The following is a 16,765-nucleotide window of genomic DNA, read 5'->3' as shown; positions in this document are numbered from 1 at the left end:
ATTGTGACAGGATGTGCCGATGTTCTCCAAGTCCCTCTTTATCGCGACAATTGTCATCTCCGCGACGAGCCACCCGATATTTGCTCAGCCATTAGAGGTCAGCATATTGGAACCGACCAAGACCCGTAGCGCCGAATTCTCGCCTGGGGCGACCGCATCGAATTATATTACCGATGTCTCCGGCAAGACAGTGCGTCTGGTAGGACCGCGTTTTTACCCCGACAATGCGCGGGCGCTGCAGTTTCCCGGCCGGGACTCGAATGTTAATTCTTCGGATGAAGTGCAACGCTAACGCGATCGCAATAATTCATATTGACGAACAGGGGCAGAATGGGAACCGAAAGCGAAACGTCCGGGCAGAAACCGGATGCGCAAACCTGGATCAAACAGGACGGGCACGAAGCAGAAAAGGCGACCTTTCCTGAACTGTTCTTCGATCTGGTTTTCGTTTTCGCGCTCATTCAGCTTTCCCATGCGCTAGCAAAGGACTTCGGACCGACAGCGGCGCTTGAGGCGGGCATACTGATATTGTCACTTTGGTGGTTGTGGATACACACCACCTGGATCACCAACCTGCTGAATACCGAAAAGGAGCCTGTCCGGATTCTGCTTTTCGTCCTGATGTTCGGCGGGGTTCTTTTGGCCATCGCGCTGCCGGAGGCTTTTGCGGAACAGGGTTTCGTGTTTGCCCTTATCTACAGTGCCATGCAGGTGGGACGGAGCCTGTTTGCACTTTATGCCTTTAAGGGAGAGGACAGGCAGTCTTTTCTGGTTTTTGTGCGCGTGACGATCTGGCTAGTCGTATCGAGCCTGTTCTGGATGGCTGGTGGGCTTGTCGATCTGACGGATCGAATCCTCCTGTGGGGTATAGCGCTCGCGATAGAATATGCCGGACCCGCTTGTCGTTATGTCGTCCCGGGATTGAAAGCAAGCGATGCGGACAAGCTGCATCTCTCCGGCGAGCATCTTGCGGAGCGCTGTGCGCTTTTCGTCATCATCTGTCTCGGGGAAACGATCCTAACCACCGGCCGCACGGCCACGGAATATATGAATTCTGGCCTCACATTCATCGTCTTTTGTTCGGCCTTCGTCAGCACCGTCACAATGTGGTGGATCTATTTCCATCACGGGCAGGAAGAGGCCTCCAGAAAGGCCGAACATGCCGACGAGAAAGCGAAGATTGCCCAGAATCTTTTCAACTACGGACATTTGCCTATCGTGGCCGGCATCATCCTTACGGCAGTTGGAGAGGATTTCAGCCTGTCCCATGCCCATGAAGGGACGACGATGAGGGAGTCACTCGCCATTCTTGGCGGCCCGATCCTGTTTCTAGCCGGTAATATCGGCGTCAAGATTGCTGCCACCTATCAGCGGCCGATCTCGCATTTTGCCGGAGTAGCGGCGCTCTGCCTGCTTCTGCCGGTGCCGGGCGTGCCGCTTTTTGCGCTGCAACTGGCAAGCACGGGGATTTTGCTGCTGGTGGCGCTGTGGGAATATCTGGCGCTGAAAAAATCAGTCGCCAACGCCTAAGCAGTGGCGAAATCGCGTGCCCTGTCGTTCCACAGCCGCAGGCTGCGGGCATAGGCCTCTTCGAAAGGCAGAACCATATCATTGACCAGCATCAGGGCAATGGCAGCGGTGGAGACGATGATGGTTTCCGCTCTCTCGTCTCTGGCCGCCCCCGTCCAGACGGCGCGCCAATATTCGAAGGTGGTGAACATGGTCGGCATTTCGGCCGGTGGCGTTTCGCGGGCGGGAATGACGAACTCGACATCTTCGCCCTTGGAAAGACCGAAGATCCGGGTGCTGCGGAATGGAGTAAATTGCGCGAAATCCCGCGTATTGCCGAGAATGGCAAGGCTCTCGACGGAAAGCAGCCGCGCCGTATCGCGATGAAGCTCCTGATAGGAGGGCCGGGCGACGCCGATAATGGTGCTTCTGGCGCGAAGCGGATTGAGAAGATGCACGACCGTATTGAGCGGCAGGCGCATTTCCAGAATGCCGTGCAGGCCAAGCAGGCTCTGAAACTGTAACGATAGTCCACCGATCGGCAGATAGGCGATGCCTTGCGAGGCAGTGGCCTTGGCCGCCTGCGAAAGTGAATGGCAGAGCGGTATGCCGCAGGCTTCAGCGGCGAGTTCGAGCTTACCGCCATTTTCTCCCTGGCCCACATGGCCGTGTAACAAGACGCTATATCCCGCCATGGAAACGAGACGCGCGGAATGCAGGAACCAGGGTGCATCACGATGTTTGGGCGACATATAGGCCGGCCAGTCGAGATCGACCGATGCGGGCGCTTGCTGGTCTCTTTTTATATGGCCCCACATGGCTTCGATAAAACCGGCAAGCTCTGCCGCGGTCACACCGCGATATTGCATGGTCGCAAGTAGGGCTCCTATCTGTATGGGATCTGCATCGCCTTCGAGAATGATCGAAAGCGCGTCCATCGCCTCTTGCTGGCTGAGCGGGCGGCTGTTGCCGATGCCCATCGCCGAGGTCGCTATATATTTGGCGAGCCTGTGCTGCGGATCGGCATTGTGGCCGATGCGGGCAAGGCGGTCCGCTATATTTTCCGGTGTCGGCTGACCTTCCAGAAGAACGCTGGGGCGCAGCGAAAGAGGCGGCGCCTTCATCAGCACCGGCCGTTCCCAGCCGCTAACATTGGCGGCGGCGGGAGCTGCCGCTTTTTCCTGTGAATAATCGATCAGGTTTTCCGCCTCCGCCGCCAGCGAACGAATGCGTAGCCGCATGGTCTCGGCAAAGGGGGTGGGTCGCAAACCCTGGCCGGTGCGTACGAACAGCTGGTCGCCGTATTTCTCGCGCAGCTGCTGTAGTATCCGGCTCATCGATGATGTCGGCAGTCCCATGCCTGCCGCTGCGCGGCTGACGCTTCCTTCCCGCAACAACGCATCGAACGCGACAAGTAGTTTCAGCTGACCAAGCCTGTCGGGCTTTGTCGGGGAAGCTGGTTCTTCTTTTCTCTTGCCGGTTGTCATCTTGCTGTTTTTTTACCCCGCCCCCGATTAGAGGGGGCCTTTTTGCAATTTCTGGAATTTAGAACTGTTCGAAAACAAACGCGTTGCGCCAGACCTCCCTCCTAAATAAGTGGGGGTAAATTCTCAAGTTAAATGCGGGGGCGTAACATGGAATTGAAGTACCGCGGGCAGGATATGGCCGCGACGATAATAAAGGCTGGCATTTCCGTCGCTATGGCGGGAACGGCGCTCAGCGTTGCCTTGCCTGCTGTCGCGCAGCAGGCGACCGACGGAACCACCGTTCTTCAGCAGATCGTGGTGACCGCGTCCGGCTTCGAGCAGAATGTAAAGGATGCTCCGGCCAGCATCACGGTTGTGACGCGAGAAGATCTGGAAAAGGGGTCTTATCGCGATCTGACAGACGCCTTGCGCGAAGTTCAGGGCGTGTCTGTCACCGGCATTGCCAATGAGAAGGATATTTTCATTCGCGGATTGCCCGGCGCTTACACGTTGATCCTGGTTGACGGTAAGAGGCAGAGCACGCGCGATGCCCGTACCAATGGTAATTCCGGCTTCGAACAGAGTTTCGTACCGCCGGTTTCGGCGATCGAACGCATCGAGGTCGTGCGCGGCCCGATGTCCTCTCTTTACGGTTCCGATGCCATGGGCGGCGTCATCAACATCATCACCCGCAAGGTTGGCGATGTCTGGTCTGGCTCCGTCACCAGCGAGGGTACGGTTCAGCAACATTCAAAATTCGGTAATAGCGGTCAGGTGTCCTGGTATGCCAATGGGCCGATCCTGAAGGACCGGCTGGGGCTGCAGATCTGGGGCAGGGGCTTCACGCGCGGCGAAGACCGCATATTGAATGGTACGACGGGCGCGAAGGAATATGATTTCAATGGACGTTTGACCTTCACGCCGAATGAGGATCACGACATCTATCTCGAGGCTGGCAAAGCACGGTTGCGCCGCGATGCCGAGTCCGGCGAGACGCTGGCAGCCAATGCAGACGGCACCTACAACACCAATACGCGCGACCATTGGTCATTGTCGCATACCGGCCGGTGGGGACCGACCACGTCTGAATTCTCCTTCCAGCAGGAATGGGCCGAGCGCACCAACTTCACCAGAAACTTTCGCACGGGACGCATCACTGAAAATCCGCGCTCGCCGGAGGTTCGCAATAGCGTTCTCGACGGCAAGTTCACCACGCCGTTCGAACTGTTCGGCAACCATACGCTCGTCACCGGCGGTCAATATTTCGAGGCACAGCTGAAGGACCAGAATCCGGGACGCCGTACCGGTCGCGACGAAACTTTCTCGGCGACGCAATGGGCGCTCTTCGTCGAGGATGAATGGCGCATCGTCGATAGCTTTGCGCTGACGGGCGGCCTTCGTCTGGATAACCATGAAAAATATGGCAATCATTTCAGCCCGCGCCTTTACGGCGTCTGGAGCGCAACCGACGATCTTACGATCAAGGGCGGCATTTCAACAGGTTTCCGCGCACCGGAAATCCGCCAGATCGCACCGGGTTACGCCTATACGACTGGCGGCGGTGGGTGCACCTATGCCTCGAACGGTACCTGCGGCGTGATCATCGGCGATCCGGGTCTGGAGGCGGAAAAAAGCACGAGTTATGAATTGGCAGCACTCTGGGACAATGGTGATGTTGCCCTCGGTGCCACTTATTTCTACACAGATTTCAAGGACAAGATTTCTAACGCGCTCGTGCTCAATCCGGATGGTACGCCTGCCCGCTGGAGCGAAGATAGCAATTATCGCCTCTGGTACAATTACAATATCGACGACGCGGTCATTCAGGGCATAGAACTGACGGCAGCATGGTATGCGACGCCGGAACTGACATTGCGCGGCAACTATACCTATACGCATTCCGAACAGAAGACGGGCGATTACGAGGGTTTTCCGCTGGCGCGGACGCCGGAGCACATGGCCAATCTGAGAGGCGAATGGGTCACCCCGGTGGACGGGCTGGAAGCCTGGGCGTCGGTGAATTATCACGGATCGGAAATCAATGCGGGTCCGCGCATCGGTACGAACGGCAAACCGGTTACGATCAACGGCAAGGCCGGGCGTAAATATGACGCTTACACCACCCTCGACATCGGGGCGAAATATGCGGTGGCCGAAAATGTCGATCTCAACGCGGCGGTTTACAATGTATTCGACAAGGAAGTCGGCGCTGACGATTTCAACACGGTCATGGAAGGCCGCCGCTTCTGGATCAGCATGACCGCCAAATTCTGATCCGCGATATTTATGAATTCAGAGGCGCCCGATGGGCGCCTCTTTTTACCATCCATCCTATTGACCTCAACTATGGTTGAGGAATTATACCGGCTGCTCTCTAGTGTGTTTCCGCGTTTTTCAGAGCGGAGGCCGTTCAGAAAACGGAGCCGGCATGGAAAATACCATCTTTAAACACAGCCTTACGGTTGGGGAGGTTGCGCGTCGTAGTGGCGTCGCCGTTTCCACCATCCATTTTTACGAGGCGAAGGGATTGATCGAAGGCTGGCGCACCAGCGGGAACCAGCGTCGTTATCATCGCGCCGTCTTGCGGCGCATTGCCATTATCCGCATTGCGCAGCGGGCAGGTATCCAGCTCAGCATCATCAGGGACGCCTTGGCGGATTTGCCGCAGGACAGGGTGGCGACGACGGCTGACTGGCGCGTGTTCTCGCAGTCCTGGCGGGAAATGCTGCAGCTTAGTATCAACAGCCTGATTATGCTGCGCGACCAGCTTACCGGCTGTATCGGTTGCGGTTGCCTCTCACTCGATGATTGTCCCTTACGCAATCCAAACGATGTTCTGGCCGATGCCGGCGCGGGCCCGCGCCGTCTCGTATCCGTCAAATGAGCAAGGTTTCCGGCTGGCCGCTTTAAAAGCAATTGTTCCTACTCGACGTCGGCCGGAACCCAGACACTGACGCTGCCGCCATTGGTGGAAAACAGACCCTTGCCATGCTCGTCAAGGGTGATCTGTTCGTGATGGTGACCAAGGAAATCGCGCCATACAGCTCCCGCCTGCTCAGGGCCGAGATCTATCTGTTTTTCCGCCGCCTCGCCGTTCGACATCACCACAACGCAGCCCGGCTCATCGGCGGTACCGTGGCGAATAAACGCAATGCAGCTCGGGTCGTCGAAAATATCCGTCTGGGCACCGTTGGAAAAGCGGCTGCGTGCCTCGATAAGCTTCGGAAGGCATTCGATAGCCGGCATGACGATCTCATGGTCGTTGCCGTCATTGCCGGTGTCTATATACGTCGTACCGAAAAGATCGGGATAAAAGACGCAAGGCACACCTTCTTCGCGCAGCAGAATGATCGCATAGGCAAGAGGCTTGAACCAGGGTTCTACCGGCGCTTCCAGAGATTGCAGCGGCTGCGTGTCGTGGTTGTCGACAAGCGTGACGGCGTGATCTGGAACAGCGGAAAGCAGCGAACCATCGAAGATAGTGCGCATGTCGAAATCGCCGCCCTGCTTAGAAGCGTCATGAAAGCGGTGGTGTAGGGCGACATCGAAGAGCATCAGCTGCTTGTCGACCAGATCGAGATAGCTTTTCAGCGCGTCTATATCGGGGTGCCAGTATTCCGCCACAACGAAGAGGTCGGGATTAATCGTGTCGCGCATATGGCCTACCCAGTCGCGGAAGAACCATGCCGGAATATGTTTGGCCGCATCCAGACGGAAACCATCCACCTGCACCTGTTCGGCAAGCCACCGGCCCCAATATTTCAGTTCCTCGTAGACAGCCCTGTTTCGGAATTCGACATCCGCGCCCATGAGATAATCGAAGTTGCCGTTTTCCTCGTCGACCTCCTCATTCCATTCGCCGTCGCCATATTCGTTGACGAGACGGAAAATGCCGTCCTCATCAGGCTCTTCGATGTGGTCGACGCCGCTGAAGCACTTCAGGTCCCAGATGAATTTGGAATGTGTGCCGTTTCGGCCGGGAAAGGTGAAGCGCGTATAGGCGTGCGCCTCGAAATCCTCGTCCTCTATCTCGGTGCGGTCATCGGGATTGACGCGGCGAACCCGCACCTTCTCCCGTTCATCCGCGCCCATCTTGTGATTGAGAACCACGTCGTGAATGACGCGGATGCCGTTTTCCTTCAGCGTCCGACCAGCCTGTTCGAGGGCAGCGCGATCACCGTATTTGGTCGCGACTGTTCCCTTCTGGTCGAATTCGCCAAGGTCGAAGAGATCATAGGTATCGTAACCTACCGAAAAACCGCCGGCAGAACCCTTGTAGGCCGGCGGTAGCCAGACGTCGGTAATACCCATTCGGGCAAGGCTTTCCGCCTTTTCGGCCACCTCGCTCCATAATTTCCCTCCGTCCGGATAGTACCAATGGAAGAATTGAAGCAAGGTGCGTCCGGCCATATTTCCCTCATGATGGTTAGCAGGTCGCGCCATAAACGGCCCGGCGGCGAAAGGGTTCCGCCGCCGTATTGACCAAACTTCGATTGTGAGGGGACCACCTTCCCTGATCCGTCCGGTGGCCTGGTCTATGCGTTATTCCGCAATTTCGAGAAGTGCCGCGCCCGCCTGAAGATAGTCGCCTTCCTTGACGATCAGGCGGACCTTGCCGGCCTTCGTCGCCACGATTTGCGTTTCCATTTTCATAGCTTCCATGACGGCCAGAAGATCGCCTTTGGAAACAGTTTCGCCATCGGTCACCTTGAACGATTGCAAGGTGCCGGAAACGGGAGCGATAATTTCACCTTCCTTCTCCTTGAACGACGCGCCGGGGGCAGCAGCATTGCCGCCGGTGACAGCGCCGAGGCCGGAGAGCAGCAGGTTCGGCAGGCCGACAGAAACACGCTTGCCGTCGATTTCCAGAAAGGTGCGCGTGATGGAAGGGTCTTCAGCCGGTGCAGGACGTTCCATCGCGTCAGGCATGGCGGCGAAATCGGTCTCGATCCAGCGGGTATGAACCTTGAAACCGTCGGTGCCGATGAAGTCGTCCGTCTCGATTGCGGCGCGATGGAACGGCAGAACCGTGGCAATGCCTTCGATACGGAATTCTTTCAGCGCGCGGCGCGCGCGGCGCAGAACCTGATCGCGGTCGGTACCCGTAACGATGAGCTTCGCCATCAGCGAGTCGAATACGCCAGGCACGCTGGAGCCGCTGACGACGCCGCTATCCATACGGATGCCGGGGCCGGAAGGAGCATCGAAAATCGAGATCGTGCCGGGTGTTGGCAGGAATCCTCGGCCGGGATCTTCGGCATTGATGCGGAATTCCATAGAGTGGCCGCGCGGTTCCGGCGTTTCAACCACCCGCAGGGTGTGGCCCTCGGCAATGCGGAACTGCTCGATGACGAGATCGATACCGGTGGTTTCCTCGGTAACGGGATGTTCCACCTGCAGGCGCGTATTGACCTCCAGGAAAGAAATCGTGCCATCAACGCCGAGCAGGAATTCGACGGTGCCGGCACCGGAATAGCCCGCGGCGGCACAGATCGCCTTTGCCGCGTCGTGGATTTTTTGTCGCTGTTCGGCAGACAGGAACGGGGCCGGAGCCTCCTCTATCAGCTTCTGGTTCCGACGTTGCAGCGAGCAATCGCGGGTGCCCAGCACCAGCACATTGCCGTGCTTGTCGGCCAAAACCTGCGCCTCGATATGGCGGGGCCGGTCGAGGAAGCGTTCGAGAAAGCACTCGCCGCGACCGAAAGCGGCGGTCGCTTCGCGAACGGCGGATTCGTAGAGATCGGCGATCTCTTCCATCTTCCATGCGACCTTCAGGCCGCGCCCACCACCGCCATGCGCCGCCTTGATGGCGACGGGCAGGCCGTATTCTTCGGCAAAAGCGGTGACTTCGGCGGCGGTAGAGACGGGGCCGTCACTGCCGGCCACCAGCGGTGCGCCGACGCTGGTGGCGATGCGCCGCGCTTCCACCTTGTCGCCCAGCGCTTCAATGACATGTGGGTCGGGGCCGATCCAGCTAAGGCCGGCATCGATAACCGCCTGCGCAAATTCGGCGCGTTCGGACAAAAAGCCGTAACCGGGATGCACGGCATCCGCGCCGGCGCGTTTGGCAATCGCGATCAGCTTGGCGATATCGAGATAGGTTTCGGCGGGGCGGACGCCTTCCAGCGCATAGGCCTCATCCGCCAACCGAACGAATAGCGCATCCTGATCGGGATCGGCATAAACGGCAACCGATTGCAGGCCGTAATCACGGCATGCGCGGATGATCCGCACCGCGATCTCGCCGCGATTGGCAATCAGCACTTTTTTCATCGCTATTCTCCCTACAGACTTTTAGCCGCCGCGATTTCGGCAAAAGGGCCGATCGGGCGGAACTTGATTTTGGCATTGACGGGGATTTGCCCCGCAAGATCGAGATGGTATTCCGCGACCGCGCCGATGACGGGATAGCCGCCGGTCAACGGGTGGTCGGCAAGGAAGAGAACGGGCTGGCCGCTATGGGGAATCTGGATTGCTCCGGTGGCCGTGCCTTCGCTCGGCAATTCGGCACTGTCCCTGCGCTCCATCGGCACTTCGCCGGCAAGGCGGATGCCGACGCGGTTCGATTGCGGCGTGACCTGCCAGAGCTGGCCGGTCAGCGTATCGAGGCCCTTTTGCGTGAACCAGTCGGTACGCGGTCCGAGAACCACGTCGAGCGTCACAATATCGCCGGTTGCTGGCGGATCGAAGGCCGGAGCCTCGTCGACAGACACGCTGGAAAGTCCTGTCTTTTCGCCCTTCAGCGGCAGACTAGTGCCCGCAGTCACGCTTTCTGGACCGACTACGGCGAGCGTATCCGTCGCATAGCTGCCCAGCACGGGCTCGATATCGAACCCGCCACGCACAGCAAGATAACAGCGCATGCCCTTCGGCGGCTGACCCAAGGTTACGATATCGCCGGGTTCGAGAGACACGGGAACATGGGTTTGTGCGGTGAAACTGCGATCTGCGGTCTTGACGGTGATGGGGCAGGGCGCGCCCGCAATGCCGATGACGGCGCGGCTCGTGCTTTTGAAGGAAAAGCCGCCGAGCGTCAGCTCGAGACACGGCGAGTTAACGGGATTGCCGACGATACGGTTGGCGGCGTTAAACGCGCCACGATCCAGTGCGCCGGAGGCGGAGACGCCCTGTCCGGTTTGGCCGAAGCGGCCGAGATCCTGAAAAATGGCGGGCATGGGGGCCGCGAGCACCTCGAAATGCGGGCCTTCTCTTGTCATCTCAGGGCGGGCGGTGCGCGGCGCTGAGGTGGGAACATCAACCGTTCTTCCGGCCTTGTCCATATCGAAGAAACGCACGCGATAACCCGGCTGGAAAAGCGCGCCGGGATCACGGTCTATATCCCACATCTTCACCGGGGTGGTGCCGATGATCTGCCAGCCGCCGGGGCTGTTTTGCGGATAGACGCCGCTGAAGGCGCCAGCCAGCGCCACCGAACCCGCCGGAATGCGGGTACGCGGGCTTTGCCGGCGCGGCACGTGAAGAGCGGTATCGCCGCCAACCAGATAACCGAAGCCGGGCGCGAAACCGCAGAAGGCCACGGTGAATTCGCTTTCGGTATGACGGCGGATGACTTCGTCGATGCTCATGCCGGTCAGTTCGGCAACGTCGGCCAGATCTTCGCCGTTATAATGGACGGGTATTTCCACCAGATTGTCCGAGGGCGCGATTTTTGCGGAGAGATCGCGGCTGGAAAGCCGTGCAACCAGCGCCTCTGCGCCAATCTTTTCGGGGCGGAAACGGATCATCAGGGTGCGGGCAGCCGGAACCGTTTCGTCGATGCCCTCGATCGGATCGTTCTGAAGCGAGGCGAACAGGGCCAGCGTTTCATCGAGATCGGCAAGTTCGACGAGAATGGTGGTGAGGCTGACGGGGAGAAAACGCATCATATCCTCACGCGTGATAGGCAGAATCGGGAATGTCGGTGATGAACATGTGCCCGGGCGCATGGGTAATCGCGAACGGCACGCCGGACGCCATGACTGCAGCCTGAGGCGTCACGCCGCAGGCCCAGAAAACTGGAACCTCGCCGGGTTCAATCCGCACGGCATCACCGAAATCCGGCTTCGCGAGATCCGATATGCCAATTTCTTCCGGCGCGCCGACATGCACGGGCGCACCGTGAACCGCCGGAAAACGTCCTGAAATTGTCGCGGCATCGGCCACGCGCGAAGCCGGGATCGGTCGCATGGAAACGACCATGTTGCCCTTAAATCGGCCGGCCGGCCGGCAGGGGCGGTTGGTCAGATACATCGGAACGTTGCTTTTGTCGGTCATGTGACGGATTTCGATACCCGCTTCGACCATTGGCGTTTCAAAGGTAAAACTGCAACCGATCAGGAAAGCGACGAGATCGTCACGCTCTGCCCAGGCGGCGGTCGCATCCGCCGTTTCCTCGGCAAGTTTGCCGTCCCGCCAGATACGGTAAAGCGGCAGGTCGGTCCTGAGATCGGCACCGGGGGCAAGAAGCGTGGTTGGTGAGCCGGGATCTGAAACATCGAGCACCGGGCAGGGCTTGGGATTACGCTGCGCATAAAGCAGGAAATCGAAGGCCCAGTCGCGCGGCAGCACGATCATGTTGGCCTGTGTGAAACCGGGAGCGATGCCGGAGGTCGGCGCAACGAGGCCGCCACGATAATCGGCGCGGGCCGTCCGGGCGGCATGCGCATTGGTGTGGCTCAGAAAGGATAAGGGTATCGTCATTGGTCGCCCTTTTAGAGAATGGATGCAAAAGAGCGGATTTCGATGCCCTCGGCTTCGAAACGGCGGCGGATTTCCTGGGCGATCGCCACCGCGCCGGGGCTGTCGCCATGCACGCAGATGGATTGTGCTTCGATCTTGATGCTGCTGCCGTCGATGGCTTCGAGTGTTCCTTCGCGGGCAAGCTGCACCATCCGGTCGGCGATTTTGGCAGCGTCGTGCAGTACGGCGCCCGCCTCACGGCGCGAGACGAGTTGGCCTTCGGGCGTGTAGGCGCGGTCAGCGAAGGCTTCCGCGACGACAGCAAGGCCTGCCTTGCGGGCGAGATCGAGGATGGGCGCATTGGCAAGACCCATCAGCACCAGCAAGGCATCGACGGCCTTTATACCGTCGATGACCGCTTGTCCCTGTTTCGCGTCATTGGCGATGCGGTTGTAAAGCGCGCCATGCGGCTTCACGTAACGCACCGTGGTTCCGGCAGCGGCGGCAACACCCTTCAGTGCGCCTATCTGGTAGATGACATCGGCGATCAGCTCTTCGGAGGTCACATCCAGATCGCGGCGGCCAAAGCCGACGCGGTCCGGGTAGGAAACATGGGCGCCGACGACCACGCCTTTTTCGGCAGCGGCCTTGACGGTCCGGTAGATGCCGGCCGGGTCACCTGCGTGAAATCCGCAGGCGATATTGGCGCTGGAAACGATGGCAAGCATCGCCTCGTCATCTCCCATGCGCCACGCGCCGTAACTTTCGCCAAGATCACTGTTGAGATCGATAGCGGCCATGTTTGCCTCCCTTTAGAGCATTTCCAGCAAAAGTGCGTAGCGGTTTTGCGTCGGGAAAATGCGTAATAACAAATATATAGAGCGTTTCCGCTTTTCTCCGAAATGCGGAAACGCTCTAGTTTATTACAGGCCGAGCAGGCCAAAAATGGTGCCGGCGGACTTGTAGCCCATGTACCACGTCAATGCGCATGTCAGAACGCCAAGGCCGAGCAGAATGCGCGAGTAGCGATGGCCGCCCATCAGGTCTTCGCGCTTCCATGCGGCAAACAGGAAGATGCTGAGGCCGATGGGCAGGATAAGACCGTTCAGGCCGCCGACGAAGACCAGCATGGCGGCGGGCGGCGTCGTGATGAGCAGGTAGCAGACGAGCGAGACAGCGATGAAGATGACCGTCGCCATGTTGCGGGCGCGTTCGGTCATGTCCTGCTTGAACACGGGCAGGAACGAGACGGAGGTATACGCCGCGCCGATGACGCTTGTGATGGCCGCAGCCCAGAAGATGATGCCGAATAGGCGGAAGCCGAGATCGCCCGCGGCCGACCGGAAAGCCTGTGCGGCGGGATTGGCGGCCTGGCCCGATGTATCGATGACGACGCCGCTGGCGACAACGCCGAGAATGGCGAGGAACAGCACGTAACGCATGATGCCGGTGACAGCGATGCCGGTCAGAGCGGCGCGGTTGACGGCGGGCAGGTTTTCAATGCCGACCATTCCCCGGTCCAGCAGGCGGTGCGCGCCGGAATAGGTGATGTAGCCGCCAACGGTGCCGCCGACGATGGTGGTGATGGTCGCGAAATTGATCGTGTCCGGCAGGAAGGTCTGGCGGAAGGCATCACCGACCGGAGGCGCGGATACGAATGCAACGTAGAGCGTCAGCACGATCATCAGGATACCGGCGAAAATGATGAACCGGTCGACGGCGAGGCCAGCCCGTTTGGAAACGAAGATGGCGATGGAGAAGATTGCGCTGATGGCGCCGCCGATTTTCGGATCGAGCCCGAAGATGGCGTTCAGGCCGAGGCCGGTGCCGCCAATATTGCCGATATTAAAGAAAAGGCCGCCGATGATGACGAGAATGGCGAGAAGATAGCCGGAACCCGGAATGGCAGCATTGGCGATGTCGGACGCACGCATGCGCGTCAGCGTTACGATGCGCCAGATGTTGAGCTGAACAACGAAGTCTATGAGGATGGAAGCAAGAATGCCGAAGGCGAATGCGGCACCAAGCTGCATGGTGAATGTCGCCGTCTGCGTGATGAAGCCGGGACCGATGGCAGATGTTGCCATCAGGAAGATTGCTCCCAGAAGAGATGCACGTTTTGACATTTTGAGATCGGCAGTCGGGGTGAGCTTTTTCTGCTCCATGGATTTTCTCCGCTCCTGTCGCAATCCGCCCCTCGCGGATGCTTTATGACACCGATCTTGTCTTGTTCCGTGAGATTGTCAATATTGTTCAACAATAAATGATAATCGTTCTTTTATTTTGTCTATTTGTTGGACGTTATGAGTATGAATTCATCACGTTTTTTTGGCGCTTTGCTGAAGCTTTGTGCTATGGGCAATCATGCCGTGTCCGAACATGCCTGTCACGGAATTCCCAATGTTGCATTGCTCTTAAGGAAAGCGCCATGACGGAAACGATAGAGGGTCTGCCGCTTGCGGATCGATTGGCAAAGGGTATTCGCACCCTGCTGATCTCCGGTGAACTGATGCCGGGCCAGCGTCTTTCGGAAGCAGCCTTCAGCGAACGTTTCGAGGTCTCCCGCAATTCGCTGCGTGAAGCCTTTCGTCTCCTGACCAAGGATGGTCTGCTGCGTCACGAGGCCAATCGCGGCGTTTTTGTCGCCGTTCCCACCCTGGCTTCGGTGATTGATATTTACAGGGTGCGGCGCATGGTGGAATGCGGGGCGCTGCGTCAGGCCTGGCACAAGCACCCGGCCATCCGCACAATGCGCACGGCGGTCGATGATGCCAGGATAAAGCGCGACCAGGCAGACTGGTTAGGCGTGGGCAGCGCCAACATGAAGTTTCACGCCGCCGTGGTCGACCTTCTCGACAGCGCTCGTCTCAGCGATTTTTACGAGCGAATCGCCGCTGAGCTCAGGCTTTGTTTCGGCCTGCTGAAAGACCCGGAACAGCTCCATTCCCCCTTTGTGGACATGAACAGCAAGATCCTGTCACTGATGGAAGAGGGCAAGGCGGCTGAGGCCGGTGACGAGATGGAAATCTATCTCAATCTTTCCGAGCGGACGGTTTTGAAGGCGCTCGAACGTGCGTCCTGAGAAATCAGGCGGAGCGGGATGAAAACGTCCCTTTCACGTCCGCTCCATTTTTATATCGGCGCCTGATTGCCAAGTTTGTTGCGGTGCGTCATCAATGCCGACATGACGCTTCGCGACCTCACCATTCTCGTTATAGACGAAAACGCGATCCGCGCCTCGATCATCGAGGAGGGGCTGCGCGAGGCCGGGTATCATCGCGTGACGGTCATCCATGAGGTGCACGGCGTGGCGCGGACCATCGAGACGCTGCAGCCCGATGTCATCTTCATCGACCTTGAAAATCCCAACCGCGACATGATGGAGCATCTGTTTCAGTTGACACGCACGGTCGGCCGGCCGATCGCCATGTTTGTCGACCGCTCCGATACCGCGTCCATCGAGGCGGCCGTTGAGGCCGGTGTTTCCGCCTATGTCGTTGACGGGCTGAAGAAAGAGCGCGTCAAACCCATCCTCGATATGGCGGTCAGCCGCTTCAACGCTTTCAGCCGTCTGCGACAGGAACTTGCCGAAGCAAAATCGGCGCTTGAGGAGCGCAAGGTCATCGAGCGCGCCAAAGGCATTTTGATGAAAATGCGTGGCCTGTCCGAAGAGGAGGCTTTTGCGCTTCTGCGGCAAACGGCGATGAACGAGAAAAAGAAAATATCCGAGATCGCGCAAAGCGTGGTCACCGCGGCCGGTCTGTTGATGTAACGAACCCGCCGGCGGGACAGTCGAGGAGTGTATGATATGGCGGCACAGGAAAAATCGGCCGGTTCAAAAGCGGGCGCGCCGGCAATTGTTGGCAGCGACCGGCAAAAAATCCTGCGGGCAGGTTTTATTCCTCTTGTCGATGCGTCCGTCCTCATTGCTGCGGCGGAATTCGGCTTTGCCGAGCGCGAAGGCCTGACGCTCGATCTCGTCAAGGATGTGTCCTGGGCGAATGTGCGCGACCGGCTGGCATTCCGGCAATTCGACATTGCCCATATGCTGTCGCCGATGCCCGTTGCCTCCATGCTCGGACTCGGCTCCAACCCTTCGCCGACGATCACGCCGTTTTCACTTGGGCGCGGCGGCAATGCGATAACGCTTTCGACGCGGCTTTTTGCCCGGATGAGGGCGTTGACGGGGCTTTCCGAAACGGCGGGGGCGCTGGAAAATGCGAAGGCCTTAAAGCAGGTGCTGGATGACATGCGAGCGCGGGGCGAAGCTACACCGACGCTCGGCATGACCTACCCGTTTTCCTCGCACAATTACGAATTTCGCTATTGGCTCGCCGCTGGTGGCATTCATCCCGATCACGACGTCAAACTGGTGGTCGTACCACCGCCATTGACGTCGGATGCATTGGCGGCGGGCGCCATCGATGGTTTCTGTGTCGGTGCGCCGTGGAACATCGTTGCTGCCGAGCGCGGTGTAGGCAGGATCGTCGCTGCCAAGCAGGATTTGTGGCCGTCTGCGCCGGAAAAAGTGATCGGGATGCGGCCTGAATGGGCCGAAAACCAGCAGGAAACGGTCAGCCGGCTGTTGACGGCGCTCGATGCCGCCGCACGTTGGTGCGACCTTGCGGAAAATCACGATGATCTGAGCAGGACACTTGCCGATCCGCGTTATATCGGTGCGCCGCAAAGCATCATCCGCCATGTGCTTGCCGGTGAATTCAACATCGACAGCCATGGCAACCGCCGGGTCATCGACAAATATTTCCTCTTCCACGGCGGCCATGCCAATTATCCGCGCCAGAGCCAGGCATTGTGGATTTACAGCCAGATGATCCGCTGGGGGCAGACGGAGTTTTCGCAAGGTGGTGTGGAGGCCACCCTGTCCGCTTACCGTCCAGATATTTATCGGGCGGCACTGGGCGATGCCAATGCGCCAGATGATGCCGATATTCGAGTCGAAGGGCAGGAGGCGGGTGACCGGTTCGTGGACGGTTTTGTTTTCGATCCCGCAGACATTGCTGGCTATGTGAATGGCTTTTCCGTGCGCAGTTCTGCCCCGTTTTCCATCTCCCAAGGCGAGGTCTGACAGCCGTCGGCCGGGCAAGCTGCGC

Annotated in this window: 14 protein-coding genes; 7 read left to right on the top strand and 7 right to left on the bottom strand. The window is 58.7% G+C overall.

Annotated features, from left to right (window positions below; all coding sequences use genetic code 11):
• Positions 1–19 precede the first annotated feature (19 nt).
• Both F617_RS0108235 and F617_RS0108230 read left to right on the top strand, forming a co-directional pair.
• Entirely contained in the window at positions 20–292 is a 273-nt protein-coding gene (locus tag F617_RS0108235; protein WP_019565009.1) for a hypothetical protein, read from the top strand.
• Between the two features lie 38 nt (positions 293–330).
• Positions 331–1,530 (top strand): low temperature requirement protein A, encoded by a 1,200-nt coding sequence (locus tag F617_RS0108230; RefSeq protein WP_019565008.1) that lies wholly within the window; start codon positions 331–333, stop codon positions 1,528–1,530.
• On the opposite strand, the gene F617_RS0108225 is transcribed toward F617_RS0108230, so the two are convergent.
• Complete coding sequence (locus F617_RS0108225; RefSeq protein ID WP_019565007.1) at positions 1,527–2,996, bottom strand: glycosyl transferase family protein; 1,470 nt, start codon at positions 2,994–2,996, stop codon at positions 1,527–1,529. The two genes, F617_RS0108230 and F617_RS0108225, sit on opposite strands and share 4 nt — an antisense overlap.
• 147 nt (positions 2,997–3,143) lie before the next feature.
• Between F617_RS0108225 and F617_RS0108220 the strand changes: the two genes are divergently transcribed.
• Together F617_RS0108220 and soxR are read left to right on the top strand one after the other, a co-directional pair.
• Positions 3,144–5,249, top strand: a complete 2,106-nt coding sequence (locus F617_RS0108220) for a TonB-dependent siderophore receptor (RefSeq protein ID WP_019565006.1) — start codon at positions 3,144–3,146, stop codon at positions 5,247–5,249.
• A 154-nt stretch (positions 5,250–5,403) separates the two neighbouring features.
• Positions 5,404–5,859 carry a redox-sensitive transcriptional activator SoxR gene (gene soxR / locus F617_RS0108215; RefSeq protein ID WP_019565005.1) on the top strand — a complete coding sequence of 152 codons (456 nt, stop codon included), beginning with the start codon at positions 5,404–5,406 and terminating at the stop codon, positions 5,857–5,859.
• A gap of 38 nt (positions 5,860–5,897) precedes the next feature.
• On the opposite strand, the gene amyA is transcribed toward soxR, so the two are convergent.
• The 6 genes from amyA to F617_RS0108185 form a co-directional block, all read right to left on the bottom strand.
• Positions 5,898–7,385, bottom strand: coding sequence for an alpha-amylase (amyA, locus tag F617_RS0108210; RefSeq protein WP_026330728.1), 1,488 nt, complete (start codon positions 7,383–7,385; stop codon positions 5,898–5,900).
• A 132-nt stretch (positions 7,386–7,517) separates the two neighbouring features.
• The gene (locus tag F617_RS0108205; protein WP_019565003.1) at positions 7,518–9,248 is read right to left on the bottom strand and encodes a biotin carboxylase N-terminal domain-containing protein; all 1,731 of its coding nucleotides are present in this window, start codon (positions 9,246–9,248) and stop codon (positions 7,518–7,520) included.
• A gap of 11 nt (positions 9,249–9,259) precedes the next feature.
• Positions 9,260–10,858, bottom strand: coding sequence for a 5-oxoprolinase/urea amidolyase family protein (locus F617_RS0108200; protein ID WP_026330727.1), 1,599 nt, complete (start codon positions 10,856–10,858; stop codon positions 9,260–9,262).
• A 7-nt stretch (positions 10,859–10,865) separates the two neighbouring features.
• On the bottom strand, positions 10,866–11,675 hold the full coding sequence (locus F617_RS0108195) for a putative hydro-lyase (protein ID WP_019565001.1): 810 nt from the start codon (positions 11,673–11,675) through the stop codon (positions 10,866–10,868).
• A gap of 11 nt (positions 11,676–11,686) precedes the next feature.
• A complete protein-coding gene (locus F617_RS0108190; protein ID WP_019565000.1) occupies positions 11,687–12,454 on the bottom strand; it encodes a LamB/YcsF family protein in 768 nt (255 codons plus the stop codon).
• A gap of 123 nt (positions 12,455–12,577) precedes the next feature.
• Positions 12,578–13,819: an NRAMP family divalent metal transporter gene (locus tag F617_RS0108185; protein ID WP_003511614.1), complete on the bottom strand. Its 1,242-nt coding sequence runs from the start codon at positions 13,817–13,819 to the stop codon at positions 12,578–12,580.
• Positions 13,820–14,082: 263 nt separating this feature from the next.
• Here F617_RS0108185 and F617_RS0108180 point away from each other — a divergent pair, with 263 nt between their 5' ends.
• From F617_RS0108180 to F617_RS0108170, 3 genes are all read left to right on the top strand, one after another.
• Positions 14,083–14,736, top strand: coding sequence for a GntR family transcriptional regulator (locus tag F617_RS0108180; protein WP_003511611.1), 654 nt, complete (start codon positions 14,083–14,085; stop codon positions 14,734–14,736).
• Positions 14,737–14,838: 102 nt separating this feature from the next.
• Positions 14,839–15,426 (top strand): ANTAR domain-containing response regulator, encoded by a 588-nt coding sequence (locus tag F617_RS0108175; RefSeq protein ID WP_013761946.1) that lies wholly within the window; start codon positions 14,839–14,841, stop codon positions 15,424–15,426.
• Between the two features lie 36 nt (positions 15,427–15,462).
• Entirely contained in the window at positions 15,463–16,740 is a 1,278-nt protein-coding gene (locus F617_RS0108170; RefSeq protein WP_019564998.1) for a CmpA/NrtA family ABC transporter substrate-binding protein, read from the top strand.
• The last annotated feature ends 25 nt before the right edge of the window (positions 16,741–16,765 follow it).

The sequence above is a fragment of the Agrobacterium sp. 10MFCol1.1 genome (genome assembly GCF_000381165.1).
Classification (GTDB): Bacteria; Pseudomonadota; Alphaproteobacteria; order Rhizobiales; family Rhizobiaceae; genus Agrobacterium; species Agrobacterium tumefaciens.
Note: the sequence above shows the minus strand (reverse complement) of the source record. Positions and strands in the feature narration are given on the sequence as shown.